Origin of the sequence: Terriglobus sp. RCC_193, from assembly GCF_041355105.1 — a bacterium.
In the GTDB taxonomy this organism is placed as follows: Bacteria; Acidobacteriota; Terriglobia; order Terriglobales; family Acidobacteriaceae; genus Terriglobus.
In genome coordinates this window covers 1,072,484-1,097,377 of sequence record NZ_JBFUPK010000001.1, presented here as the reverse complement: position 1 = coordinate 1,097,377, position 24,894 = coordinate 1,072,484, and the positions used below count along the sequence as shown (strand labels likewise).

Annotated in this window: 18 protein-coding genes; 4 read left to right on the top strand and 14 right to left on the bottom strand. The window is 59.4% G+C overall.

Annotated elements, in window-relative coordinates; genetic code table 11:
- Positions 1–552: 552 nt before the first annotated feature.
- The 5 genes from AB6729_RS04525 to truA form a co-directional block, all read right to left on the bottom strand.
- Complete coding sequence (locus AB6729_RS04525) at positions 553–3,120, bottom strand: ABC transporter permease (RefSeq protein ID WP_371080373.1); 2,568 nt, start codon at positions 3,118–3,120, stop codon at positions 553–555.
- A 428-nt stretch (positions 3,121–3,548) separates the two neighbouring features.
- Positions 3,549–5,198, bottom strand: coding sequence for a trypsin-like peptidase domain-containing protein (locus tag AB6729_RS04520; protein ID WP_371080372.1), 1,650 nt, complete (start codon positions 5,196–5,198; stop codon positions 3,549–3,551).
- A gap of 103 nt (positions 5,199–5,301) precedes the next feature.
- Complete coding sequence (locus tag AB6729_RS04515) at positions 5,302–6,528, bottom strand: DMT family transporter (RefSeq protein ID WP_371080371.1); 1,227 nt, start codon at positions 6,526–6,528, stop codon at positions 5,302–5,304.
- A complete protein-coding gene (locus tag AB6729_RS04510) occupies positions 6,525–7,784 on the bottom strand; it encodes a M20/M25/M40 family metallo-hydrolase (RefSeq protein WP_371080370.1) in 1,260 nt (419 codons plus the stop codon). The genes AB6729_RS04515 and AB6729_RS04510 overlap by 4 nt, the downstream gene beginning before the upstream one ends.
- Entirely contained in the window at positions 7,781–8,632 is an 852-nt protein-coding gene (gene truA, locus AB6729_RS04505) for a tRNA pseudouridine(38-40) synthase TruA (protein ID WP_371080369.1), read from the bottom strand. Before truA ends, AB6729_RS04510 begins: the two co-directional genes overlap by 4 nt.
- A gap of 264 nt (positions 8,633–8,896) precedes the next feature.
- Between truA and AB6729_RS04500 the strand changes: the two genes are divergently transcribed.
- The gene (locus AB6729_RS04500; RefSeq protein WP_371080368.1) at positions 8,897–11,056 is read left to right on the top strand and encodes a TolC family protein; all 2,160 of its coding nucleotides are present in this window, start codon (positions 8,897–8,899) and stop codon (positions 11,054–11,056) included.
- Positions 11,057–11,141: 85 nt separating this feature from the next.
- Complete coding sequence (locus AB6729_RS04495) at positions 11,142–13,262, top strand: thioredoxin domain-containing protein (protein WP_371080367.1); 2,121 nt, start codon at positions 11,142–11,144, stop codon at positions 13,260–13,262.
- A gap of 425 nt (positions 13,263–13,687) precedes the next feature.
- Here the strand turns inward: AB6729_RS04495 and AB6729_RS04490 are convergent, their stop codons facing one another.
- Genes AB6729_RS04490 through AB6729_RS04480 form a run of 3 tightly spaced genes read right to left on the bottom strand, consistent with a single transcriptional unit; the run spans position 13,688 to position 19,555 of the window.
- Positions 13,688–15,109 (bottom strand): efflux transporter outer membrane subunit, encoded by a 1,422-nt coding sequence (locus tag AB6729_RS04490; RefSeq protein WP_371080366.1) that lies wholly within the window; start codon positions 15,107–15,109, stop codon positions 13,688–13,690.
- The gene (locus AB6729_RS04485) at positions 15,109–18,303 is read right to left on the bottom strand and encodes an efflux RND transporter permease subunit (RefSeq protein WP_371080365.1); all 3,195 of its coding nucleotides are present in this window, start codon (positions 18,301–18,303) and stop codon (positions 15,109–15,111) included. The genes AB6729_RS04490 and AB6729_RS04485 overlap by 1 nt, the downstream gene beginning before the upstream one ends.
- A gap of 4 nt (positions 18,304–18,307) precedes the next feature.
- A complete protein-coding gene (locus AB6729_RS04480; protein ID WP_371080364.1) occupies positions 18,308–19,555 on the bottom strand; it encodes an efflux RND transporter periplasmic adaptor subunit in 1,248 nt (415 codons plus the stop codon).
- A gap of 175 nt (positions 19,556–19,730) precedes the next feature.
- Here AB6729_RS04480 and AB6729_RS04475 point away from each other — a divergent pair, with 175 nt between their 5' ends.
- Positions 19,731–20,279 (top strand): TetR/AcrR family transcriptional regulator, encoded by a 549-nt coding sequence (locus tag AB6729_RS04475; protein ID WP_371080363.1) that lies wholly within the window; start codon positions 19,731–19,733, stop codon positions 20,277–20,279.
- Here the strand turns inward: AB6729_RS04475 and AB6729_RS04470 are convergent.
- The 6 genes from AB6729_RS04470 to AB6729_RS04445 form a co-directional block, all read right to left on the bottom strand.
- Positions 20,276–21,457, bottom strand: a complete 1,182-nt coding sequence (locus AB6729_RS04470; protein ID WP_371080362.1) for a beta-propeller fold lactonase family protein — start codon at positions 21,455–21,457, stop codon at positions 20,276–20,278. The genes AB6729_RS04475 and AB6729_RS04470 overlap by 4 nt on opposite strands.
- Before the next feature lies 1 nt (position 21,458).
- Positions 21,459–21,584: a hypothetical protein gene (locus tag AB6729_RS04465; RefSeq protein WP_371080361.1), complete on the bottom strand. Its 126-nt coding sequence runs from the start codon at positions 21,582–21,584 to the stop codon at positions 21,459–21,461.
- A gap of 2 nt (positions 21,585–21,586) precedes the next feature.
- Positions 21,587–22,279, bottom strand: coding sequence for a cytochrome c biogenesis protein CcsA (gene ccsA, locus AB6729_RS04460; RefSeq protein ID WP_371080360.1), 693 nt, complete (start codon positions 22,277–22,279; stop codon positions 21,587–21,589).
- Between the two features lie 72 nt (positions 22,280–22,351).
- Positions 22,352–23,032 carry a heme exporter protein CcmB gene (locus AB6729_RS04455; RefSeq protein ID WP_371080359.1) on the bottom strand — a complete coding sequence of 227 codons (681 nt, stop codon included), beginning with the start codon at positions 23,030–23,032 and terminating at the stop codon, positions 22,352–22,354.
- A 94-nt stretch (positions 23,033–23,126) separates the two neighbouring features.
- Complete coding sequence (gene ybaK / locus AB6729_RS04450; RefSeq protein WP_371080358.1) at positions 23,127–23,612, bottom strand: Cys-tRNA(Pro) deacylase; 486 nt, start codon at positions 23,610–23,612, stop codon at positions 23,127–23,129.
- Positions 23,609–24,298: an ABC transporter ATP-binding protein gene (locus tag AB6729_RS04445; protein WP_371080357.1), complete on the bottom strand. Its 690-nt coding sequence runs from the start codon at positions 24,296–24,298 to the stop codon at positions 23,609–23,611. The genes ybaK and AB6729_RS04445 overlap by 4 nt, the downstream gene beginning before the upstream one ends.
- A 65-nt stretch (positions 24,299–24,363) precedes the next feature.
- Between AB6729_RS04445 and AB6729_RS04440 the strand changes: the two genes are divergently transcribed.
- Positions 24,364–24,894, top strand: coding sequence for a hypothetical protein (locus tag AB6729_RS04440; protein ID WP_371080356.1), 531 nt, complete (start codon positions 24,364–24,366; stop codon positions 24,892–24,894).

Sequence of the window (24,894 nt, the reverse complement as noted above, 5' to 3'; positions counted from 1 at the left end):
GAATACTTCGGCTTGGTGCCAGCCATGATCGTTCCGTGGGCGCGCGGGGTTTGCTTCATGCTCCTGTTTGTCTTTTTGGCCGCGCGGTTTTCTTGGTTGGGTTTCTCTTATGGCACGGCTGAAGCCGTGCCCCTTCAAAGAAGACGCGCTTTGCGCGTTGGATCGCTCCTTTGGAGCGATGGAGAGCGGCAAAAGCCGCTCTGCCCAGGTTAGCTTCGCGAACCTGGGGCACCCGGTTCTTTGGCTGGTGGTTCGTTTTGGGTTTTCCTGGTGCGTTGTAGAAGGTGTGGAGGAATGCAGGTCCCCTTCGCTTCGCTCGAGGGCATGCTTCAGCTTCGCTGCGCTTCGTTCAGGATGACGGTCTGCGACCGTTGGAGCTTCGCTGGATGACGGTGCTTTGAGCGAAGGAGTTTTGCTGGGGACGAACTTCGTTCGTTGGAGCTTCGCTGTACGCACTTTGTGCGTTGTATCGCGTACTTCGTGCCGTTCTCGAAAAGCCGAGCGATACCCCAGGTTAGCTTCGCGAACCTGGGGCACCTGTTTGTTCTGGCTCTAACCTTCGTTGCGAAGGGCAATCATGGGCTCGATGCTGGCGGCGCGACGTGCGGGGATGGCTGAGGCTATGAGGGCGGCAAACGCGAGCAGCAGAGCAGCCCCGATGAGCATGACAGGGTCCCAGGGCTGAACGTTGAAGAGCTGATCTTTGAGAAGTTTTCCAGCGAGGATAGCGAGCGGGATACCGATACCGAGGCCTATGGCGATCTGCCAGAACGAACCACGCAGAACCATGCGGACCATGTCCGACCGGTTGGCGCCTACTGCCATACGGAGTCCGATTTCGCTGGTGCGTTGTTCGACGATGTAGGACATGACGCCATAGAGTCCGATAGCGGCAAGGAGAAGGCCGAGCACACCGAAGATTGTGGTGAGTGTAGCGATCATGTCCTGCTGCTGGAAGTCGGCGTTGACGACGGAGGTATAGGGATTGACGCCATTGAGAACGAGTTCCGAGTTGACGCCTGTCAGAGCTTTCCGGACTTGTTCTTCCAGGCCGGGTGGGTTGCCGGGCGCCCAGAGGACGATGTTGTAGAGGTAATGGGACCAGCGGTCGCCGTCGGTGAAGTTGGGATCGTCGTATTGCACGGATTGCGCTTCAGGAACCCAGAACATGGGACCGATTGGTTCTTTGTAACCCCATGTCATGTAGCGAATATCGCGAATGACGCCCACGATCTCATAGGTTCCGGAGTATTTCAGGCGGTTCTCGCCGAAGTGTTGACCGATTGGGTTTTGCCCTTTGAGGAAGCGGTTGACGAAGGCCTGATTCACGACGGCGATGTGGCGGGTGGTCGCGGTGTCTTCTTCGGTAAACGCGCGGCCCAGGGCGACTTTGGCGCCGATGGTGCTAAAGAAGCTGGGGGTAATACGAGCCCAACCCGCGCTGGAGTCTGCTTTGGCATCGGGCTCAGGTTGTCCCTGGACGCGGATACCTTCGTTCCAACTGTCGCCGGTCATGGGAGCGTAGGTTGCGGACGCAACGGCACGGATGCCGGGGATAGCGAGGAGTCGATCATTGAGCTGGCGATAGAGCGGCTCCATCTGCTCAGGCTTGAGGGTGGAGAGGGTGGGATTGATCCAGGCGACGTAGCGGCCGTGGTGATCGAATCCGAAATCCTGGTGCTTGAGGTTGCTGAGACTTCGGCCAAGCAGTGCTGCCGCAGAGAGCAGAACGATGGACATGACGACCTGACCGATGACGAGTACCTTCTGCGTGATGGAGCGGTTGCTGCCCACGGAACGATTGGCCCCACGGAGAGCTTCCGCCGGATCAGCATGGGATGTCATCCATGCGGGAGCAACGCCAAAGAGGATGCCGGTGAGTACCGAGATGCCGAGGGTGAAGAAAAGCACAGGCCATGATGGGGTGGAACTGATGGGGACGTAGTTATCCTTGCCGCCAACCTGGACGGCGAGATAGAGGATGAGGCGTGTTCCCCAGATGGCGACGGCTATGCCGCAGGCTCCGCCGATGACGGCAAGTGTGACCGTCTCAACCAGTGCTTTGCGAATGAGGCGTGCGCGAGAAGCACCCATCGCGACGCGGATCGCAATCTGGCCACGATCTTTGAGGCCGCGGGCGAGCATGAGATTGGCGAGGTTGCCGCAGGCTACAAGGAGAACGCAGGCGGCGGCAACAAAGAGGAGCCTGAGGCCATCCTTGTAATCATTGCGCATGGAGGTGACGCCGTCTCCACCTGGGATGAGGTGAAGCGTCTGCTTCTGCCAAAGCTGCAATTCACCGGGTTCCATCTCGGGTACATGGCTGCCAAGCCAGTCATGTAGCTCGACACGAAGTCTGGCTTCCAGCTTTTGCGGATCCGTGCCGGGGCGGACACGGCCGATGATGTCAAGATAGGCAGCGCGGGATTTCTTCATACGGGCCTGAGTGCCGGGAAGCGCCTGTTCTGAGGCGATGGGGAGCCAGAAATCGGGCATGCCCCAGCCGGAGAGCTTTGCGCCATAAAAGCCCGGCGGAGCCACACCAATGATGGTGAAGGCGTAGCCGTTGATCTGAAAGCTGGAACCAATGACGGAGGGATCAGCGCCATACTTCTGTTGCCAGACGCGATGGCTCATGACCGCGACGAGTGGCGCGCCTTCCTTGTCGTCCGAGTCGGACAAGAGACGACCGATCCATGGCTGAACGCCGAAGGTACGGAAGAAGTTTCCGGAGACGTACTGACCATTGTGTGTGTCGACAGGGGTGTGGGCTCCTGCACGGCGGACACCCAGCGGGGCGTTGCCTGCCTGCAATGCGGCGAGGTCTGTGAACTCCGGGCTGTGCCTGCGGAAGTAGTCATACGCTTCCCAAGAAAAGAGGGAGAAGTTGTTGTCGTCGCCCTGAGTGTAGCCACCCCAGTTGCAGCAGCGGATCTTGTCACCGACGCGCCAAAGCTCCTCGGGTTTGGCAACCGGCAGCGATTTCAGCATGACCTGGTGAACGAGCGTGAAGATCGCAGTGGTGGCGCCGATGCCCAAGGCAAGGGTCAGAATTGCAGTGGCGGTAAATCCTGGAGCCTTCCGAAGTTGGCGTAGGGCGTCGCGCAGATCTGTAAGCATGGGTCCTCTTGTCGATGGGCTGCACCCTGGAATACGTATGCGAGAGGTTGTGTGGTTCCAAAAAATTAAGAAAAGTGAAAAGTACGTATAGCGAAGTGTGCGCTTGTGCGATGGTCAGATTCGATTCGGGAACCTGGGGCACCGCGCTTCGCTTTGCTCAGGATGACGGTCTTCGACCGTACGAGCTTCGCTTTGCGAAGCTGGTGTGTGGGTTCTTTGGCTGAAAGTGTTTGGCAGTATTGCTGGCGTCAGCCTTTGTTGGGATTCTTCGCTTTGCTCAGAATGACGGCCTTTGGCCGTATGAGCTTCGCTGAAGCGATGGTTTTCGACCGTCCGAGCTTCGCTGGTGAAGTTTGCAAACGCAAGCAGAGAGGCCGGGCATTTGCCCGACCTCTCTCGTGTTTGGGTTGTGCTGCTTTGGTTTTGTTTTACGGGAGCTTGCCACCGACGAAGCTGCTGCCGTTACGGCTGTTGACCGGGCGGACTACGAAGACCACGTCGTCGCCAGACTTCAGCTTTGCGATCGTGGCTTCGAATTCCGGTAGCGTCGGGGTGGCGTGGCGGTTCACTTCGGTGATGATGTCGCCCTTTTGCAGCGGCAGGTCATCGGCGAAGGAGCCGGGTTTGATGTTGGTGATCATGACACCGCCGGAGATCTTAAGGCGGCTGAGGATCTCAGCGGGCACAGCCTGAACGGACATGCCGAACTTGTCCTGCGAGACGTTGGGTTTGGGCGGGGCGTTGGGGCTGCTGTCGTCGTCGGAGTCGCCGTCCATGGCTGCGGTGGTCTGGGCGCGGTCGCCGATGGTAACGGTGACGTTGCTTTCCTTACCGTCGCGCAGGTAGGTGAGACGTGCTGTCGAGCCGGGGTGGCGGGGCGAGACGTTGGAGACGAGATCGTCACCGTCCTTGACCGGGGTGCCGTCGATGGCGGTGATGACGTCCTGCGGCTTGATGCCAGCCTTGGCTGCCGGACCACCGGGGGTGACGGTGGAGACCAGGACGCCGCCCTTGGAGAAGCCGTAGATGCGGCTGACCGCGGAGGAGATGCCAGGCTGGAAGCTGATGCCGATAGAGCCACGAACCACCTTATGCTCTGGCGAGATGAGGTTGTTGTAGACGTTGATGACGGTGTTGGACGGAACCGCGAAGCCCACACCGACGGAGCCCATCGACTGCGTGTAAATGGCCGTGTTCACACCGACGACGGAGCCGGACATGTCAAGCAGCGGACCGCCGGAGTTGCCGGGATTGATGGCTGCGTCGGTCTGGATGAACTTCTGGAACTGGCTGCCTGCGCCGGATGGGTCGGTGCGGTTTTTGGCGGAGACGATGCCGGCGGTGACGGTCTGCGAGAGGGAGAAGGGGCTGCCGATGGCGAGCACCCAGTCGCCGACCTGTGCGCCGTCGGAGTTGCCGAGCTTCACGGTGGGCAAGGAGTTGGGGACATCGATCTTGATGACGGCGATGTCGGTTTCCTTGTCGACACCGATGACGCGGGCGGGGTGGCCGGGGTCGTTTTCGGGGTCGGTGGTCAGCTTGACGTAGATGCGGTCGGCCTTATCGACGACATGGTTGTTCGTGACGATGTAGCCGTGCGAATCGACGATGAAGCCGGAGCCGAGGGCATGGCGTTCGGCACCCATTGGGCCTGCCTGATCGTCATCGTCATCTCCACCATCGCCCTGGCCCTGGCCGTTGCCACCGAAGAAGCGGTTGAAGAAGTCCTGCATGTCGTTCTGCTGCTGGTCGTCATCGCCCTGGCCGCCGCGGCGGTTTCCGCGACGGTTGCGCGGATTGGTGACCTGCTTGGGCAGCGATTCGGTATTGATGTTGACGACCGCAGGACCCACTTCCTTGGCGATCTTGGTGAACTGATTCGGCTCCGCAACCATGCCGGGGATTTTCAGCGGCGTTGCGTCGGAGGTGTCGTTCTTCTTCTGCTGCATTGCGCCGTGAACGGTGCCGGTCATCACTGAGCCAGCGATGACGCCGACAGAGAGCGTTCCGAGCAGCACGAACGACGTCGCAAGCCGGTTGTTGCGAATCCGTTCTGAAAGGGTCTGGTTCGATGCCATGAAAGGGTATTCCTCGTTCTTCCTTGGAGCGTACGTGTCGCGGATGCGGCACCTCAGCGGATTAGACGCCTCCGCATAGAAATTGTATGCGCGAAGAGGGGTGTTATGCAGCGTTGGCTTCGGGTTGCTCAGAGACTGGTTGTGATGACAGCAATTCGCTGGCGATGAGGCTGATGAGGATGAGCGTCGCGCCGAGGCCGGAGCGGAGGGTAAGTCGCTCTCCGAAAAATATCAGCGCGGTCAGCAGAGCGAAGGCTGGTTCGAGTGCGAGGAGTAATGCAGTGTGGCTGGCGGCGAGATGCTGCTGCGCCCACGACTGGATGTAAAATGCTGCGGCCGTGGCGACCAAAGAACAGAGCAGGAGGGCGAATACGAGGTAGCCGGTCCAGTGCAGATGGGGATGTTCGACGAGCGGTGTGACGATGGCCAGGAAGACGGTGGCAAAGCCTATCTGCAGGGTGGCGAGATGGGATGTGGGGATCTTCTTTGCGAGATGCGCGAGGGAGAGAAGATGGCCGGAGAAGGCGAAGGCGCAGAGGAGACTGAGGATGTCGCCGATGCGGAAGCCGTGGGTGAACTCGGTGAGCGGGAGGTTTGCAGGTGTAGTGAGAAGGACGATGCCGATGAAGGCTCCGCATGCGCCGAGGAGGGGTGTTGCGGCTTCCCAGGAGGTTGGAGTTGCGTGAGGGGAATGCGGGTCCCCTTCGCTTCGCTCAGGATGACGACCTTCGACCGTATGAGCTTCGCTGGAGTGACGGTCTTGGGTTGCAGGTGCTTCGCTTTGCGAAGCTGGTGTGTGGGTTCTTTGGCTGAAAGTGTTTGGCAGTATTGCTGGCGTCAGCCTTTGTTGGGATTCTTCGCTTCGCTCAGAATGACGACCTTCGGTCGTTTGAGCTTCGCGGGGGCGGCGGTTTTCAGTCGGTTGAGCTTCGCTTGAGCGACGGTCTCTGGTTGCAGGTGCTTCGCTTGTGGGGCGGAGGGCGGGGATGAGGCAGAGGATTGGGACGATGACTACGACGAGACCGGTGAGGAAGGCGGAGTGTGTGGCCGTGGTGGTCATAAGGCCCGCGGTCTGCAGAGCGTAGCCCGTGGCGAGGAAGAATCCGGCGATGGCTCCGGCGGCGATGGTGGTGCGGGACATCCGGCGGAATTCGTGACGGTAAAAGATGGCCAGTGCCGCGAAGGCGAGTGCCATGCGGATGAGGACGAAGAGGAGCGGTGAGCAATCGCGCAAGGCGTCGTGGACGATGCCAAAGGTGGCTCCCCAGACGGCGACGACTGCAAGCAAAAGTCCGTGGGCCAGCAGCGATTGGCGACGAGCGCTGCTCAAGGCTGGGTCTCCGTGTCGCAGTCGGCGAGATTTGTACCGGCGTAGCCGCAGAGGTCGAGCAGAACGAGAAGGACTCGGCGGAGGGCGAGGTCGCGGCCCCGGGTGTCGTGCCATTCGTTGGTGGTGTGGACGCCTCCGGCGAGGCCACCCGCGCCGATGGCGACTGCTTCGCGGCCGAGGGAGAGCGGAATGTTGGCGTCGGTGGAGCCGAGTCGTTCTTCGGTGCGGAGGCGCAGGTGGCGGTCGGCGGCGTGGATGCTGGCGAGGAGTCGCGAGTTGGGTGCGAGTTCGCCGGCAGGGCGGTCGCCGATGAGTGTGATGGCGGCTTTGAGGGTGTTGCGGTGGGAGCGCGGGATGGAGAGCATGGCGTCTTCGACGGCGCGGTACAGGCGGACCTCCAGCGAGAGGATCTGGCTGGCGTCGGTGGAGCGGATGTCGAAGGTGGCGGAGGCGGATTGCGGGACGGAGGTGACCGATGTGCCGCCGCGGATCTCGCCGATGTTCAGCGTGGTGCGGGGGCGTGCGGGAAGCTTCAGAACGGCGAGTTCGCTAATGGCCTGCGCGAGGATGACGATGGGGTTGGGCAGCGCGGAGTCTGTCCATGCGTGGCCGCCGGGGCCGGTGATTTCGACACGGAAGCGGCGGCTGCCAAGGGCTCGGGGGACGACAGTTTCGTTGCCCGCGCCTTCGAGTGCGAGCGATCCACAGATGCGTGATGCGAAGGGTGACGTGTGGAAGAGATGACGCATGCCGCGGAGGTCGCCCTCGGCTTCTTCGCCGGTGTTGGCGGCGAAGAGAATGTTGGCGGCGGGGTCGATGTCCGCGTGGCGCATGGCGGCGGCAATAGCGAGGAGTGCGGCGAGTCCTGCTCCGTTGTCCGAAATGCCGGGGCCGATGAGGAGCGATTCGTCTTCGCGGATGTCGAGTTCGGTTTCCGCGGCGAAGACGGTGTCGAGATGCGCTGAGAGCAGCACGACGGGGGAAGCGCCGTCGTTTTCGTGGAGCAAACCGAGCGCGTTGCCTGCTTCGTCGATGTGGACGTTGGCGAGGCCGAGCTCGTTCATGCGGTCGACGAACCATGCGGCGCGTGTGGCTTCACCAAACGGTGGTGCGGGGATGGCAACGCACTCCTTCTGCCATGCGCGGATGCGCGGTTCGTGCAGATGGAACCAGCCGAAGGCGCGATGCACGGCGCGATCCTGCGCGATTTGCGCGATGCGGGCGAGGGGGAGGAGTTCGCGGTCGCGAAGAATCATGTGGTGGCCCCCTCTGTGGTTGGATGATCGCGATAGACCACCTGCATCATGTGCAGGCCCTGCGGCGGTGCGGTGACTCCGGCGGCGCCACGTTGCTTTGCGGCGAGGATGGCGGAGATGCTGTCAGCGGGAATGCGGCTTGCGCCGATTTCAACACAGGTGCCGACGATGTTGCGCACCATGTGATGCAGGAAGCCGGTGCCGGTGACGCGGTAGATGAGCAAGTTGTCTTGTTGCAGCCATTCCGAGGCGAAGATGGTGCGGATATTGTTCAGCGGCTCGCCGGATTCTTCGGCACGACGCGTGCGGTCAGGGTCGCGAGCGGCGAAGGAAGAGAAGTCGTGCGTGCCGATGAGTGCTGTTGCGGCCTGTTGCATGGGTTCCAGTTGCAGCGGCCAGCGGCAGTCCCATGCGAAACGCGCGATGTGCGGCAGGCAGATGCGTTCTTCGCGACTGCCGGGTGTGCGGCGCGGGAAGACGCGGTACTCATAGGTTTTGTTGAGGACCCCCGCGCGGGCGTGGAAGCCAGGTGCCGCTTCGCAGGTGAGGATGCGGATGGCAGAGGGAAGCCGCCGGTTCAACGCGCGGTGAAGGCGATCTGCGGGGACGTCGGCTGTTAAGGTGAGGGAGACGGTCTGACCGAAGGCGTGGACGCCGGTGTCAGTGCGACCGGAGCCCTGGGGCAAGGTCTCTTCGCCGATGGTTTCGCGGATGACTCTGGCGAGGGTGCCCTGGATGGTTCGGCGTTCTGGCTGGATCTGCCAGCCGAAAAAATCTGTACCGTCGTAAGCCAGCGTGAGCCGGAAGGTGTGTGTGGCGGCTTCAGGCTGGGGCGTGGGATCGGACATGGCAAGGGGTCCGCGGGAACATTGCGGATGTTTCGAACGTACCATGCACGACCATGCCGTGTGGCGTGGCCGGTGGTTGGTATACTTTGACTTCCGAAGGGAACACGGGCGCACAGGTAGCCTGCAAACGGGATCAGACAGGCAATCCAATGGGATTGAATTGATCTGATAACCGGTTGCATGGAAGAAAGGTGCGTCCGAACGGGTTCGGTGAACGTCTTCCTTAGGAAAGACTTTTCCTCACAGTTGTTGGAGAACACAGGCGTGAAAGCAGGAACATTGCAGGGAGCGGCCGGAGTTGCGCTGCTTTTCATGGGAACACTTGGCCAGGATGTGGCGTTGGCGCAGGCTGGACAACAGCAGGCCCCCCCGGCGGGTGTGCCGGCAAACGCTGCCACGACACCAGCCGCCCCCCAGGCGCAGCAGATAACCACGACTGGCACACCGGGCATTCCGCAGGCTCCTGAACCGGCGCATCCGGGACCGTTGTTTCTGCGTGAGACGGGCAAGGATTACAGCAACCTGAAGAGCCATTGGAAGAATCCGATTGCGCCTTACACGGCTACGGATTACAATGCTCCACGGCTTAGCAACACGCCGCACCTGAATGACCTGCTGCGTGACGGGAAGGTGTACCTGAGCCTTTCCGACGCGGTGCTGCTGGCGCTGGAAAATAACTTCGACATTGAGATTGCCCGTATCAACCTGGACATTGCAGATACCGATATCCTGCGCGCCAAGGCAGGAAGTACGCTGCGCGGTGTGTCCACCGGCCTGGTGACGAATACGCTGGGCGGAACCTCATCCACCGTAACGGGTGGTGGTGGTCCTGGCGGTACGACAACTTCGTCGGGTGGTTCCGGTACCGGTGCTTCCGGCCTTGTGCTTTCGACCAATGGCGGCGGTCCTGTGCCGCTGAACCGTGACCCTCTGGTGACGGGCACGCTGCAGTACGAGAGCGCGATCGCACCCGGTGGTACGAGCATCTTCAATCCGAATTCCACGACGACCGATACTGCGACGTATAACTTCGGCTACCAGCAGGGATTCCTGACCGGCACGCAGCTCAATGTGAGTTTCACAAACTCGCGTGTGACTTCGACTTCGTTCCTGAGCGCTTACACGCCGCAGTTCAACTCGAACTTCAAGGCAACTGTGACGCAGAACCTGCTGCAGGGCTTTGGCCCCTGGATCCAGGGGCGCTTCGTGGTCCAGGCGAAGATTAATCGTCGCATCACGGATTCGGCCTTCCGTCAGCAATTGATCTATACCATCACGCAGGTGGAGAGCATCTACTGGAACCTGGTGAGTGCGTATGAAGACGTACAGGCGAAGACGCGCGCACTGGAACAGTCCACGAAACTGGCAGCCGATAATCGCCGCCAGCTTGAGATTGGAACGCTGGCACCGCTGGATGTGGTGAACAGCGATCAGGCTGTGAGCACAGATCGTCAATCGCTGGTGACCTCGCAGTCAAACCTGGAGTATCAGCAACTGGTGATGAAGCAGGCGATTGTGCGTGATCTTAACGATCCGCAGCTTGCAACCGCTCCGGTGGTTCCAACGGACCGCGTCAGCCTGGATCGTCTGCCGGAAGAAGATACGCCGATAGAAGACCTGGTGAAGCAGGCTTACGTGAACAATCCATCGATTGAGCAGGCCGTGCTCAACATGCAGACCAATAAAATCACAATTCGCGCAGAAAAGAATGGTCTGCTGCCGACGCTGAATGCGTATGCCTTCTACGGCGGCACGGGTATTGCCGGTACGGCAAATCCTGCCAGCTCTGCATGTACGAACAATCCCACGCTGCCGAACTGCGGTCTTGGTAACTATGGCGCGTATGGGACAGCGTTCTCTGGCGCATTCAACAATAGCGCTCCCGATCGGGGCGTGGGTGCAACGCTGAGCATTCCTATCCGCAACCGTCCGGCGCAGGCTGATCAGGCGCGTTCGCAGATGGAATATCGCCAGGCACAGATGCGTTTGCAGCAGCTGTACACTCAGACGCGCATCCAGGTGATCAACGGTCAGTACGCGTTGACCAATGATCGCGCCTCCGTAGTGGCTGCGCAGGCCACGCGCGACTACCAGGCACAGGCGTTGGAAGCAGAACAGAAGCGCTTCCGGCTGGGTGCATCGACGACTGCCAATGTGTTGCAGCAGGAACGTAACCTGGCAACGGCAGAGAATACATTGATTACAGCAACGGCTGTGTATGCGCGTGACCGCGCATCGCTGCAGCAACTGCTGGCTAATACGCTGGAGCGCTACAACATCAACCTGGAGCAGGCTGCTTCCGGCACGATGAGCAATGCGCCGGTGATTCCCGGATTGACGGCACCAAAGGATCCGGAAGCGCCGAAGCCGCTGACCAACACGCCACCACCGTTGCCACCGTTCCAGACGCCGCAACAGAAGTAGCGTACACAACACCAAATGCAGAAGAGGCAGAGGACATAACGTCCTTTGCCTCTTCTGCATTTGCGCGCAAAGTACACTGGATACGATGTCTGAAATCGTTGCAAACGCGCTTTCCTCCTCGTCTTCGTCGTATCTGCGCTCCGCTATGCATCAGCCCGTGCAATGGCTTCCATGGGGGCCGGAGGCTTTTGAACGTGCACTGGCGGAGGACAAGCCGGTGTTGCTGGATGTGGGTGCGGTGTGGTGCCACTGGTGCCATGTGATGGACCGCGAATCATATGAAGATGCGGAGACCGCGGCGCTCATCAACGAGCACTTCATTGCGGTGAAGGTGGACCGTGATGAACGGCCGGATGTGGACACGCGTTATCAGGCGGCGGTGGCTGCAATCAGCGGCCAGGGCGGATGGCCGCTTACGGCGTTTCTTACGCCGGATGGGCGGCCTTACTTTGGCGGCACGTATTTTCCGCCGGAAGAGCGCTACGGACGCCCTTCGTTTCGGCGTGTGTTGATGACGATGGCAGCTTCGTATCAGAACCAGCGCGACGATGTTTTTGAGTCTGCATCAAGTGTGATGGAGGCGATTGAACAGGGCGAAACGTTCTCCGGCGCGATGAGCAATCTGGAACGCGATGGGGCAGGGATTGCATTGCTGCATCGCATGGTGGATTCAGCGTTGAAGCTATTTGATCCGGTGCATGGCGGCTTTGGATCGGAGCCAAAGTTTCTTCATCCTGGAGCGCTTTCGATGCTGACGGATGCGGCGTCGCGCGGTGAAGCGAATGCAGCGCAGAGTGCCGAAGCGGTGCTGACGACCCTGAAGAAGATGGCGCGCGGTGGTATCTACGATCAGCTTGGAGGCGGGTTCCATCGGTACTCAGTGGATGAGAGATGGATCGTGCCGCACTTCGAGAAGATGAGTTATGACAACTCCGAAATGCTTAGGAGTTACTGCCATGCCTTTCAGACGTTTGCGGATGCGGAGTGTGCGGCAGCGGCGCGCGGCATTGTGCAGTGGATGGATGAATGGCTGTGCGACCGTGAGCATGGTGGGTTTTATGCTTCGCAGGATGCAGACCAGTCATTGGATGATGATGGCAACTACTTCACATGGTCGCGCGCAGAGGCTGCGGAAGTTCTAACGCCGGAAGAATTGAAATTCGCTGAAGTGTATTACGACATTGGCGCGGTGGGCGATATGCATCACGATTCTTCGCGCAATGTGTTGTTCCGTCCGATGACGCTGGAGAAGGCTGCGGAACATGCGGGTGTGGATGCGGCGCTGGCGCCGATGATGTTGAAGATGGTGCGCGCGAAGCTGTACCAGGCGCGGTTGAAGCGGCCTATGCCGTTGATTGATCGCACGCTGTACACGGGATGGAACGCGATGTGCATCTCCGCGTTTGTGACCGCGGGGCGCGCGTTGCAGATGCCGAAGGCGATTGCGTTTGCGAAGAAGTCGCTGGATCGCGTGCTGGCTGCTGCGCTGCAGGATGGTGCGGTTTCGCATGTGGTGGCGTATGCCGAGTCAGCGCAGAGTGCGCAGCGTGTGCCGGGTGTGCTGGATGATGCTGTCTTCCTTGCGCACGCTTGCCTGGATGTGTGGGAGACGTGTGGAGAGCAGGCGTATTACGTTGCTGCCGAGCAGATTGCGGAGACGCTGTTGCGGCGCTTCTATGACGGTCGCGGTGGCGGATTCTATGACACGCCATCAGATGCGGCGGAATTGATTGGTGCGCTGATCACGCGGCGTAAACCGATTCAGGATGCGCCTACGCCTGCTGGTAATCCTGCGGCTGCGATGTTGTTGTTGCGTCTGCATGAGTTGAGCGGGAAGCAGATGTATCGTGACAATGCGCTGGAGACGCTGGAGACTTTCGCGGGCATTGTGGAGCACTTCGGTTTGTATGCCGCGACGTTTGCGCTGGCGCTGGGGCGGCTTTCGCGTCCGCCGGTGCAGGTGGTGATTGTGGGCGATGGAGAGGAAGCCGCGCGGTTGGAGTTGATTGCGCTGGCGCCGTTTGCGGTGAATCGTGCGGTGATTCGCGTGAAGCGGGAGCAGATGGATGCGTTGCCGCCTGCGTTGATGGAGACGGTGGCGAAGATGCCTCGTGAGGATGGTGTGTATGCGTTGGTTTGCAGCGGTATGACTTGTCATCCGCCGATACGTGATGTGGAGGAGTTTGTTACGGCGCTCAACGCTTAGTGGTTCGTATCGGAGTGAGGTTCCCCGTGGCATCGTAGTGGACAGAGAAGAATGCAGGTCCTTCCGCTCCGCTTCGCTTCGCTTCGCTTCGGTCAGGATGACGGTCTTCGACCGTATGAGCTTCGCTTTGCGAAGCTGGTGTTGGGTTCTTTGGCTGAAAGCGTTTGGCAGTATTGCTGGAGTTAGCCTTTGTTGGGATTCTTCGCTTTGCTCAGAATGACGGCCTTTGGCCGTAGGAGCTTTGCTGGTTTGGTCAGGATGACGGTCTTCGACCGTATGAGCTTCGCTGGTTCGCTCAAGATGACGGTCTACGACCGTATGAGCTTCGCTGCGATAGAAGAATGAGGCTTGTGTGTTGTGAGCCTGTAAACGAAAGAGGCCGGGTGATATTCACCCGGCCTCTTTCGTTTACTTTGTTGTACGAGTTACTGCCAGCCGCCACCGAGTGCCTGGTAGAGCGTGACCAGTGATGTTGCCTCGTTCTGCTGCGCGCTGATGAGGTTCAACTGCGCGGAGAAGAGTGTGGAATCGTTGGTCAGCACTTCCAGATAGGTTGCGGCGCCTGCCTGATAACGAACGCGTGCGAGACGGGTTGCGTCCTGTGCCGCGGCTACGAGCTTCTGCTGTTCCTCGCGCGTGGAACGCGTCTTGTTGACCGCGATCAGCGCGTTGGAGGTGTCGCGGAAGGCGGTGAGGATGGTCTTCTGATAGGTGAGGACCAACTCTTCCTTCTGTTGTTTCGAAAGCTCATACTGCCCGCGGATTTTGCCACCTGCGAAGATAGGCTGCGCGAGCGAGCCGATGCCGTAGATGGTGCGACCAGAGGGATCGAAGAGATTCGAGAAGCTATCTCCGCCGAGACCTGCGGAGAAACTGAGGGAGAGCGACGGGAAGAATGCCGCTTTGGCTACGCCGACGTTTGCGTTGGCTGCCTTCAGTTGAGCCTCAGCCTGCTGGATATCCGGACGGCGTTCCAGCAGCTGCGAAGGAACACCTACGGGAAGATCCTGCGGCACAGGCGCGAGTGCAGACGCGTCTGTGTGCGTGACCGGACCGGGAGTCTGGCCCAGCAGAAGACGCATCGCGTTCTCCTGTTGTTCACGCTGCTGTTCCAGTGCCGGGATGGCAGAGGAAGCAGTGTAGAGGAGCTGTTCCGCCTGACGAAGATCCGAGAGCGGCGCGCGGCCACCGTCGGTCAACGTGCGTGTGAGTCGAACAGAATCCTGTCGCGCCTTCAGCGTGTTCCGCGCGACGAGAAGTTGCTCGTCGAGAGCGCGCAGCGTGAAATACGTGGTGGCCACCTGACTGACGAGCGAGATGCGAACGGCTGCACGTGCCCAGTCCTGCGCGATCAGTTGATCACGCGAGGCCTCTGTCTGCTTGCGATAGAGACCCCAGAAGTCAGGAATCCACGCAGCGGAGAGATTGAGGCTGCCTGCAGTGAGCGGGGAGCCAATCTGATCGCTGAGCGAATCCGGTAACTCCGCACCAAGACCGGAACCGCCACCGTTGAGAGTGGGGAACTGGCCTGCGCGTGTGATTTTCACCTGCGATTGTGCTTCCAATACTTTCTGCGCTGCGATGCGAAGATCGTAGTTGGCGGCGAGTGCCTGTTGAATGTACTGCTGCAGTTCCGGCTCACGGAAAATCTCGCTCCACTTGCGATCACCGATGGATTGGGTGGGATCGCTGGAGACGGCTGCTTCATCCGCGCCGCGGAATGCCGGTGGTGCCGGCACCTGCGGGCGTGTGTATTTGGGACCGACGTTGCAACCGCTGATGGCAATGAGCGCCAGAGCTGCGATGCCGGCTTTCGATGCCGTGTTGAGAACGGAGTACGTGTTCATCAATGGCCTCCTTCCGAGTTGGCTGCGGCCCTCGGATCGAAGTCCGTGTTGGAGTCCATGGAGGTTCCTTTACCGCCTTTGCGGAAGCGATGCGTGATGTATTCGACCACGGAGAAGGTGACGGGCACCATGAGGATGCCGATGATGGACGACAGCAACATGCCGCCGATCACCACGGTTCCCAGGATGCGTCGCGATACCGCGCCCGACCCCGTTGCTGTCCACAAGGGAAGGCAACCGAAGACGAAGGCGAAGCTGGTCATCAGAATGGGACGGAAGCGAAGTCTTGCAGCTTCCAGTGCGGAGTCTGCGATGGACTTGCCTTCTTTGTAGCTGATGACGGCGAATTCCACGATCAGGATGGCGTTCTTTGCCGAGAGACCGATCAACATAATCAGACCGATGGTGGCAAAGATGTCGTTCTCCATGGAACGCACGCTGAGCGCAAGATACGCACCCAGAATGGCGACCGGTGTGGAGAGCAGAACGCTGAAGGGAAGGCTCCAGCTTTCATACAACGCCGCGAGGATGAGGAAGACGAAGAGCAGTGACAGACCGAAGACGACCCATGCAGGCACGCCTTGCGCCGCCTTCTGTTCCTGGTAGCTCATGCCGGTGTAGTCATAGCCCATGCCGGTTGGCATGGATTGCTGGAAGGTTTCTTCCAGTGCTTTTCGCACCTGTCCTGAGCTGTAGCCTGGAGCGCCGGTGACGTTCAACTGTGCGCCAGGGTGTTCGTTAAAGCGGAGAACAAACTCCGGTCCATTGATCTGTTTTACGTGGACCAGCGATGCAAGTGGTACCTGGCCTCCGTTTGCGCTGCGCACATAGAACTGATTGATGTTGTCAATCTTCGTACGCGATGAGCCTTCGGCTTCCACGTAAGTCTGCCACTGGCGACCGAAGCGGTTGAAGTAGTTGACCAGGTAGCCGCCCATGAAGGTGGACATGGTGTTATAGACACTGCCCAGATCCACCTGCTGCTGGATGACCTTTTCGCGATCGACTTCGGCGTAGAGCTGCGGTACGGCAGGCAGGTACGAGGGGATGGCCGCGGCAATCTCAGGACGTTTCTTCAGCGCACCAAGATAGGCGTAAAGGTTCTGGGTGAGGAAATTAGGATCATCCTTGCCAGACTGATCCTCCACCACCATGGTGACACCACCCGAGGTTCCGATACCGGGAATGGCGGGTGGCGGGAAGCTGAATGCCAATCCAGCCGGATTGCCCATCAGCTTCTGTCCGACGGAAGCCTGAATCGCCTCGATCTGCTCTTCCTTGGTCTTTCGATCGTCCCAGGGTTTGAGAGAGACGAAGAAGAAGGCGCTGTTGGTGCTTTGTACCTGCGTTAGCAGGCTGAAGCCGTTGACGGCGACTACACCACCGATACCAGGCGTTTCAAGAAGAGCCTTCGTGATCTGCTGCGCGGCTTCGTCCGTTTTCTGGAGACTGGTGGCATCCGGTAACTGCAGTGCAGCGAAGAGATACCCCTGATCTTCCTGAGGGATGAATCCGGTGGGCAGGCGTGAACCCATGAAGACGGCGACCACGGCGATGATGGCAAGCGCAATCATGGAGAGGCCGGATTTGTGGATCAGGATGCGGGATGTACCCACATACTTGTCGGTGGTGTGGCCAAATACACGGTTGAACCAGGTGAAGAAACGACCGAGCAGACCCGGCTTCTTCTCTTTGTTCTTCGGCTTCAGCAGCAGGGCAGACAGCGCGGGCGAAAGCGTAAGCGCGTTGAATGCCGAGATGAGAACCGAGATGGCAATGGTGACGGCGAACTGCTGATACAGTCGCCCCGTGATGCCGGGGATGAAGGCCGTGGGGATGAACACCGCTGCGAGGATGAGAGCAATGGCGACGACGGGACCGCCTACCTCTTCCATCGCCTTGATGGTTGCATCCGTTGGTGACAATCCCTGCTCGATATGATGTTCGACGGCTTCGACCACGATGATGGCGTCGTCGACGACAAGACCGATGGCGAGCACCAGACCGAAGAGCGACAACGTATTAATGCTGAAGCCGAGCAGGGGGAAGAGCACGAACGTACCGATAAGTGAGACTGGGACGGCGAGCAATGGAATCAGCGTGGCACGCCAGCCCTGCAGGAAGATGAATACCACCAGGATGACCAATGCAAGAGCGATACCAAGCGTAAGAACGATTTCGTGAATACCTGCGCTGACGGCCTTGGTGGTATCCAGGGGTACATCGTACTTAATGCCTGGGGGGAAGGTCTTCTGCAGTTCGTCCAGGCGCTTGCGCACCTGCTCTGCCACCTGTACCGCGTTCGAACCGGGGAGCTGGTAGATACCCATCATACCGGCGGGGGCGCCGTTGTAGCGTGCGGAAAGGCTGTAGAGCTGCTGTCCGAGCTCAACGCGCGCGACGTCTCGCAGATGCAGCACCGATCCGTCAGGATTGGCACGCACCACGATATTTTCGAATTCCTTTTCATCCACCAAGCGGCCCTGGGTCCGTACGGTGTAGGTGAACTGCTGTCCGTTAGGAACAGGTTCTCCACCAATCTGCCCCGCCGGGTTTACGGTGTTCTGAGTTCCCAGGGCAGTGATGACATCTGTCGCGGTGACGCCAAGGTTTGCAAGTTTGCTGGGATCGACCCAGATACGCATGGCGTACTGGCCACCAAAGACCTGTACGCGGCTTACGCCGGGCACACGCGCAATTTCGTCCTGCACGTTGATGATGGCGTAGTTGGTGAGGAACTCCTGATCGTACTTCTTGTCGTTTGAGTTAATGCCGACGAGCATCAGGGGCGACGTAAGCGCCTTCTGCACCGTGAGGCCCGCCGTGTTTACCTGTGCGGGAAGCTGTGCCTGTGCCTGTGAGACGCGAAGCTGCGACAGGATCTGATCTGTGTCTGCATTCGTCTTGACGTCGAAGTCTACGAAGACCTGCGTCTGGCCGTTGTTTGCGTTGACCGAATACATGTACAGCATGTTGTCCACGCCGTTCATCTGCTGCTCGAGCGGTGTGGCAACGGCCTGTGACAGGGTTTTCGCATCGGCGCCTGGATAGGTGGCCTGCACCAGAATTTCAGGCGGAACGATGTCAGGGTATTGCGACGTGGGCAATGTCAGCATGGAAACCACACCAACAATGACCGTAACAATGGCGATCACAATGGCGACAATGGGTCGCCGAATGAAGAATTTTGACACGAACTTACCTCGCTTCCGCGGGTGTTGCGCTCGCAGGAGCCAGGGCGTGCGGCGCGACGGGCGCACCTTCGCTCAGCTTCTGCAGATTGTCCACGATGACGCGGCTTCCCGGGGCCAGGCCGGAGTTCACGATCCAGTTGGTTCCAGACTCGGAACCAAGCTGCACCGTTACGGCGTGTGCCTTGTTGCCCGTGTCCACGATGAACACCTGCTTCATGCCCTGCACATCCGTCACTGCCGTTTGCGGCACGGTGATGGTATTGTTGCGGAGCTGTGTGGTCGCAGAGACGCGACCGAACTGGCCGGGGCGCAGGACATTGTTGGGATTCGGGAAGACGGCAGCGATGCGGATGGCGCCTGTCTGCTGATTCATCTGACGATCAATGAAGGCGATCTTGCCCTTGTGCGCATACGTGTCGCCGTTGGCAAGTGTCAGTGTCAGCGGAACATTGGCCGCGCTCTTGAGCAGATCGGAATCATTGGAACCAGTGCGACCGATGAGCGCGAGGTATTCGCTATCGCTGAGCGAGAAATACACCTTGATGGGATCAAGCTGCGAGACGGAAGTGAGTGCGGTTTGCGGTGAGACGAGATTGCCGATCTGCGTGACGGCCTGACCAGCAACACCGGAGATGAGCGAACGCACCTTTGTGAAGCCGAGGTTAATCTGCGCTGTCTCTTCCGTGGCGTGTGCCGTTGCGATCTGCGCCTGTGCCGCCTTTACATTGGCATCGGCCTGCGCCATTGTCTGGACTTCCTGGTCCAGCTGGCTCTGTGCAATCGCCTTCTGTTCCGCGAGTGGCGTGTCGCGCGTGACGTTGATCTCTGCGAGCTTCAACGCAGACTTTGCCTGGCCGAGTGCAGCTTCTGCCTGTGCGACCTGGCCTTTGGCCTGATCAACTGCTGCCTGAAATGTGCGTGGGTCAATCTCAAACAGGACCTGGCCCTTGCTGACGACAGAACCTTCGCGGTAGTTCTGACGGATGAGGTAACCCGTCACCTGTGGCTGGATCTGCGCGTTCACAAAACCATCCAGTGTGCCGACCCACTGGTTGTTTAAAGCAACGTCGGACGGCTGTACCGTAACCACCGACACAGGCAGTGCGCCCATCGGTTGCTGTGGGGCGTGTTTGCTTTCACAGCCTGTTGCCAGCAGAACGATGCCTGCTCCGGCAAAGAGAAAAGCCGCACGGGAAACGGTCTGTGCGAGGGGAGTGCGTTGGTTCACGCGGCGGACGGCCGGCATGGTCATGAATGCTCCTTGGCGAAAGATCCTGCGCCTGGACGTTCTCACAGAAAACATACGCGCATGTATCTTTCACATACGATGATGCGTCCAATAGCGGGGATTCAATAAGTTGCCTGCGAGAAAAGTTACTCCCGAACATCGTACGCAAGAACGAGCCGTACGGACACGGAAAGATTTGATGGTTGCGGCCCGGCGCGTCTTTGCGCGCGATGGGTTTGAAGTGGCTCGTTTGCAGGATATCGCGCAGGAGGCAGGTAAGACACGCGGTGCTCTTTATGACCACTTTGCAGATAAAGAAGATCTTTTTTTTGCTTTGATCGAAGAGAACGTTGAAGCGGATGGAGAATTCTACCGGACGCGTCTTACACCTGAGTCATCACGAGAAGAACGTGTGGCTGCCCTTGTGGATCACATGGAAGCGATGTTGTGTGATCGCAAACGCGTGATGCTGTACCTGGAATTCAAAATGTATGCGATTCGGCATCCGCATAAACAGCAGCGGCTGGCAGAACTGCATGAAGCGCTTTGTGTGAAGGGCATGGACTCGAAGCTGCAGCTGGTGCCGGAACTGTTTGAACCGAATTCACAAAGGCGACGCGCTGTGATTGCAGCATTTGGTGCTGTGCTGGATGGCCTTGCACTGAACCTTTATTTCGATCCCGGGGCGCTGTCGCCAGAAGAAGTGCGCAAGCGCATTGAGCAGATCGTGCGCGAACGCGTTGCCTAGTGCGCTTTGTAGGCCTTGATGGCGATGGCAACAGGATGTGGTCCGGCGGGCAACATGGTGAACAGCTCAGGACCGCGCGAGGCTCGTGTGCGAATCACGGCGACGTCTGCACCGCGCGAGTCGGCTACGAGCAATACAGGCTGTCCCGGCGACATGGCCATAGCATCCGGGCCGGGGCCGGTGTGGATGCTGTTAGACATGCGGCCATCGTCGATGGAATAGAGGCTGACGGAGTCTGATCCGTTGGCAGCAACCCATAACGAACTGTTGTCCGCACCGACCATGCCGTGTGTTGGTTGTGTGCCGATGAGGTAGGTGGCGCCTACTTCGTTCGTATACGTTGAGATTTCACTGATGCTGTCCGAGCCGTAGTTGCTGACGAAGATCTCACCGCTATCAGGCTTCAGGGCAATGTGTCCGGGCTGTTTGCCAACACGCAGCCGCGCCAGCAGATGGTCCTGCATGGATGCGGGATCCTGCCTGGCTTCCCACGAACCCGGTGCGGAGGAAAGGCTTACGGCCAGGACTTCATCGTTGCCGGGGCAGGTGATGAATGCCTTGGAGGAGTCGCCGAGGATGGCGATGTCGGATGCGCCGATGCATTTGCCGTAGGTGGAACGAAGCTGCAAGGGATTGTCTTCGCCGATGGCATAGACGGAGACAGAACCCGCTCCACGATTGGCTACAAGCAGCGAACGATTGTCAGGTGAGACACGCACGGTGGCGGGCTGAATGCCCGCGGCCACTGTTGCAATACTGCGATGGGTCGTGAGGTCGATGACACTGACGGAGTTGGAGTCCGCATTGGTGACATAGGCGCGCTTGCCGGTTGGATCAACTTCGATGCCGGTAGGGCCGCGCTGCACGCCGATGGTGGCGGCGATGGAGTTGTTGTCCGCGTTGATGGCGGTGACGGTGCTGCTGCCGGAGTTGGTGACGTAGACTTCGTTGCGCGCCGGGTTCACGGCAATGGCGCTGGGCGACGCGCCTACCTGCAATGTTCGGTCGGCACGAAAGTTCACCAGATCGAGAACGGTGACGGTGCCAGCAGCGTTGTTGGCGACGTAAGCGTATTCGCGATAGTTGTCCGCGAGCTGCGGGAAACGCATGCGGCGGCAACCGGCTGCAAGTAACAGCAGCGGCAGGGAAGCAAGAGCGATGGAGCGGCTTACCTTCACGTTACGATTGCTTCCGGTTCACGGCTGACCAGCGTGCCGCAAGCCAGATGACAACCGCAATGTTGCAGAAGGCGACAAGAAGATACGCGGCCCAGAGGAAGTGGATGCTGTTGACAGTGGGTTCCATGCTTATGCCTCCAGTGCTTCCATGGCTGCGCGTTCGGCGATTTGCTGTTCGCGACGGACGATGGCATAACGCGCCCAGATGAGGGTGCATCCCCAGAAGAACCACGCCACCATGTTCCAGAGAAAAGCAGGCCACATGCTGGGATCCAGAGAACCTTCGCCTGTGAGCACAGGTGCTGGGTGCTGGGTCCGCCACCAGCGGATGCTCATGAAGACGATGGGGACGTCGATGCCAGCGAATACGCTGAGGACCGCGGCAATGACGGGCCCCTGGCCGCCGGACGAAAAGCTGCGAACGAGGAGATAGCTGACGTAGAGCAGGAACAGCATGAGCGCGCTCGTGAGGCGGGCATCCCATGCCCACCAGATGCCCCATACCGGGCGTCCCCACAACATGCCGGTCGCAAGTCCGAGACCGACGTAAAGCACTGTGATTTCTGCCGTCGCGATGGCAAGCGCATCCAACTTCAGAGCGAGGGGATGGTTCTTACGACGTGCCAACAGATAACCGATGGACGCGACCATATTTACGTATGGGAATATCTCGGCGGAGATATTGATAGGGACGTGCCAGTAAAAAATACGGTAAATCGATCCCATCGTGGCTTCCACGGGGGCAACGAATACCGCTTCGTAGAAACCCCACGCAAGCAGGGCCACGCTCAGACCGCACAACATCCAGAAAAGGCGCTTCATGATCGTCTTACAGTCTATCGCGAAGGAGCCGGAGCGAACGCAGTGTCGCGGCGATTCCGCAGCGTTCGCTCTTTATTCGGCGTGGAGAACCGTTTCGAAGAGGAGGAGGCAGGCGGTGGTGAAGATGACGTCGAACCCGAAGATGAGGCGAACCCACATGCCGGGTTCGAAATCGCCGGTGATCACCGCGGTGGTTGCCTGCGTGACGCCGAGCAGTGCCGGGATGGAGATGGGAAAGAGGATGGCCGGCAACATCAGAGCACGGTTGCGGCTGCGCAGGCCCAGCGCGGCAAAGAACGTGCCGTTGGACACGATGGCCCATGTGCCCAGTGGCAGGATCAGCCAGAACCACCTGAGTTCGCCCAGCGGATGCAGGTTGTAAAAGACGATGAAGACCGGCGCGAGAACGGCTTCAATGAAAGCAACGAAGAGGAAGTTTGCCAGCGCCTTGCCAAGGAAGAGTGCAGACGGCGGTGCGGCGCTCATGCGGTGCGCATCCATCACCTGATTGCGGCGTTCGCGCTCCCAGGAGATGTTCAGCGAGGTGGTTGCGGCGAAGAGCAGGCCTACCCACAGGAGGCCGCCGCTCATCTGTCGTGCCATGGCGGGATAGCCAGTTGGGTCAAAGGCCATGGCGAAGGCTACGGCAATGAGCAGCGTGAAGAAGAGCATACCCGCGACGGCTTCGCGGCTGCGCCACTCGAGTCGCAGGTCTTTCTTGAGGTGGAGCCAGACGGTGCGAAGGTAGATCATGCTTCCACTTTCATGTTGCAGGAGCAGGTCGCGCTGTCGCGCGATACCCATGTAAGCTTCGCGCACATGGGGCACCCGGATTTGTGGCAGAGGGTCACTCGACGGTGACTCCGTCTTTGGTCAGGTCGGCGACTTCTGCTTCTGCGGCGCGAAGGTAGTCGGCGGGTGCGAGAAGGAGTTGCAGGCCGCGCGTGCCTGCGGAGACGCTGACGGTGTCGAAGAGTTCGATGGATTCGTCAACGAATGCTCGGTACGCTTTCTTTGCGCCCATGACGGTGACACCACCACGGATGTAGCCGGTGAGCGGTTCAACATCCTTCAACGACGCGAGTTCGGCCTTCTTGGCTTCTGCTGCTACGGAGAGTTTCTTCAGGTCGAGTTCGCTGTTGCCGGGAACGACGCCGAAGACGTATTCACCGTCATTCAGGCGGCAGAGAAGTGTCTTGAAGACCTGCTCCACGGGCATGTCGATCTTGCGCGCTACGGTGCCTGCGGTAAGGTCGTCGGGGTTGACCTCATACTCGCGGGTTTCATAGCGGATGTTGAGTTTGTCCAGCAGCCGCGCGGCGTTCGTCTTCATGCAGCCGCCTCATTCTCCGGCGTCACAATACTGCCGTGGCGCATGTGGATGACGGAATCGGCGGCGTGGGCCACAAGTTCGAACTGGTGCGTGGTGACGATGACGGTGCGCTTGCGACCGCCGGCCAGCGGCCATGTGCGGAAGTCCAATAGCAGCGTGACAAGTTCCTTTGCGCCTGTGACGTCCATGTTGCTGAAGGGTTCATCGAGGAGCAGAAGTTCGGGATCGCTGACGAGTGCGCGCGCCATGGATACTCGCTGGCGCATGCCCTGGGAGAACTGCGATACAGAACGCGTGAGAAACGGATCGATGCCGACTGCGCGCAACGCCATCTCCGGCGAACCGACACAATCGCAGGTGGCGCCGGGGTTCTGCAGACGCAGGAAGTAACGGAGGTTTTCCATGGCCGTGAGCTCTTCATAGAGCATCGGCGCGTGGCTCATGTAGGCCATGCGATGACGCTCGTGGAAGGGCGTTCCGCCAAGTGTTTGTACGGTTCCCGATGTGGGTGTGATGAGTCCGGCCAGTGTTCGGAGGAGCGTGGATTTGCCTGCGCCGTTGGGGCCGAGGAGGACGTGGAAGCCGCCTTCGGTAAAGGTGCAGGAGACACGCTTGAGCGCGGCGAAGCTGCCGTAGAGCCGGGAGAGGTTGGTGACCTCGGCTGCCAGATTGGGAATGGACTGCATCAGCTTTAAGTATAAAGTGCGGAATCCGCTTGAGCTTGTACTGGAGTATCGCTAGAGTGTTGGCCATGCCAGAAAATAAGCCTTCACTCGATCCTCGGATCGTACTTCCGCCTCCACGTCTTCATTGGGGCTGGGTACTTGCGCTATCTATCCTTACCCGCAGCTACTTTAATTCGATCTGGATGGTCGTTCAGGCAAACTGGGTCCGTAAGGTAACAGGGCGACAGGATGCATTTATCTGGTCCATTGTGAATGTCGCCGTGATACCGGTGGTGCTTCTTATCGCGGTGATGGTGGGAGCCACCATTGGCATCATGTCGCGAGGGCAAGATGTTGGGGACACCCATATGCTTTCAACGGCCGTCAGTGTATTCGCAGTCATTGCCGTGCTAGGCAGCTACACCATGGCGGCGTTCAAGCTGCGCAGTGCGCTTCAAGAGGCAACCGTTGGGCTTGCATTTGGCGGTGTGATGACATTTCTCTTTAGCGGAACGTACTTTCAGTACTTCCTGTATGACTACGTAGTGCCAGATGCTGAAGAGCTTTATGGGGCTCTTCCTTCTCCGCCCGCGTATGTGTCGCCACCTACGGTATAA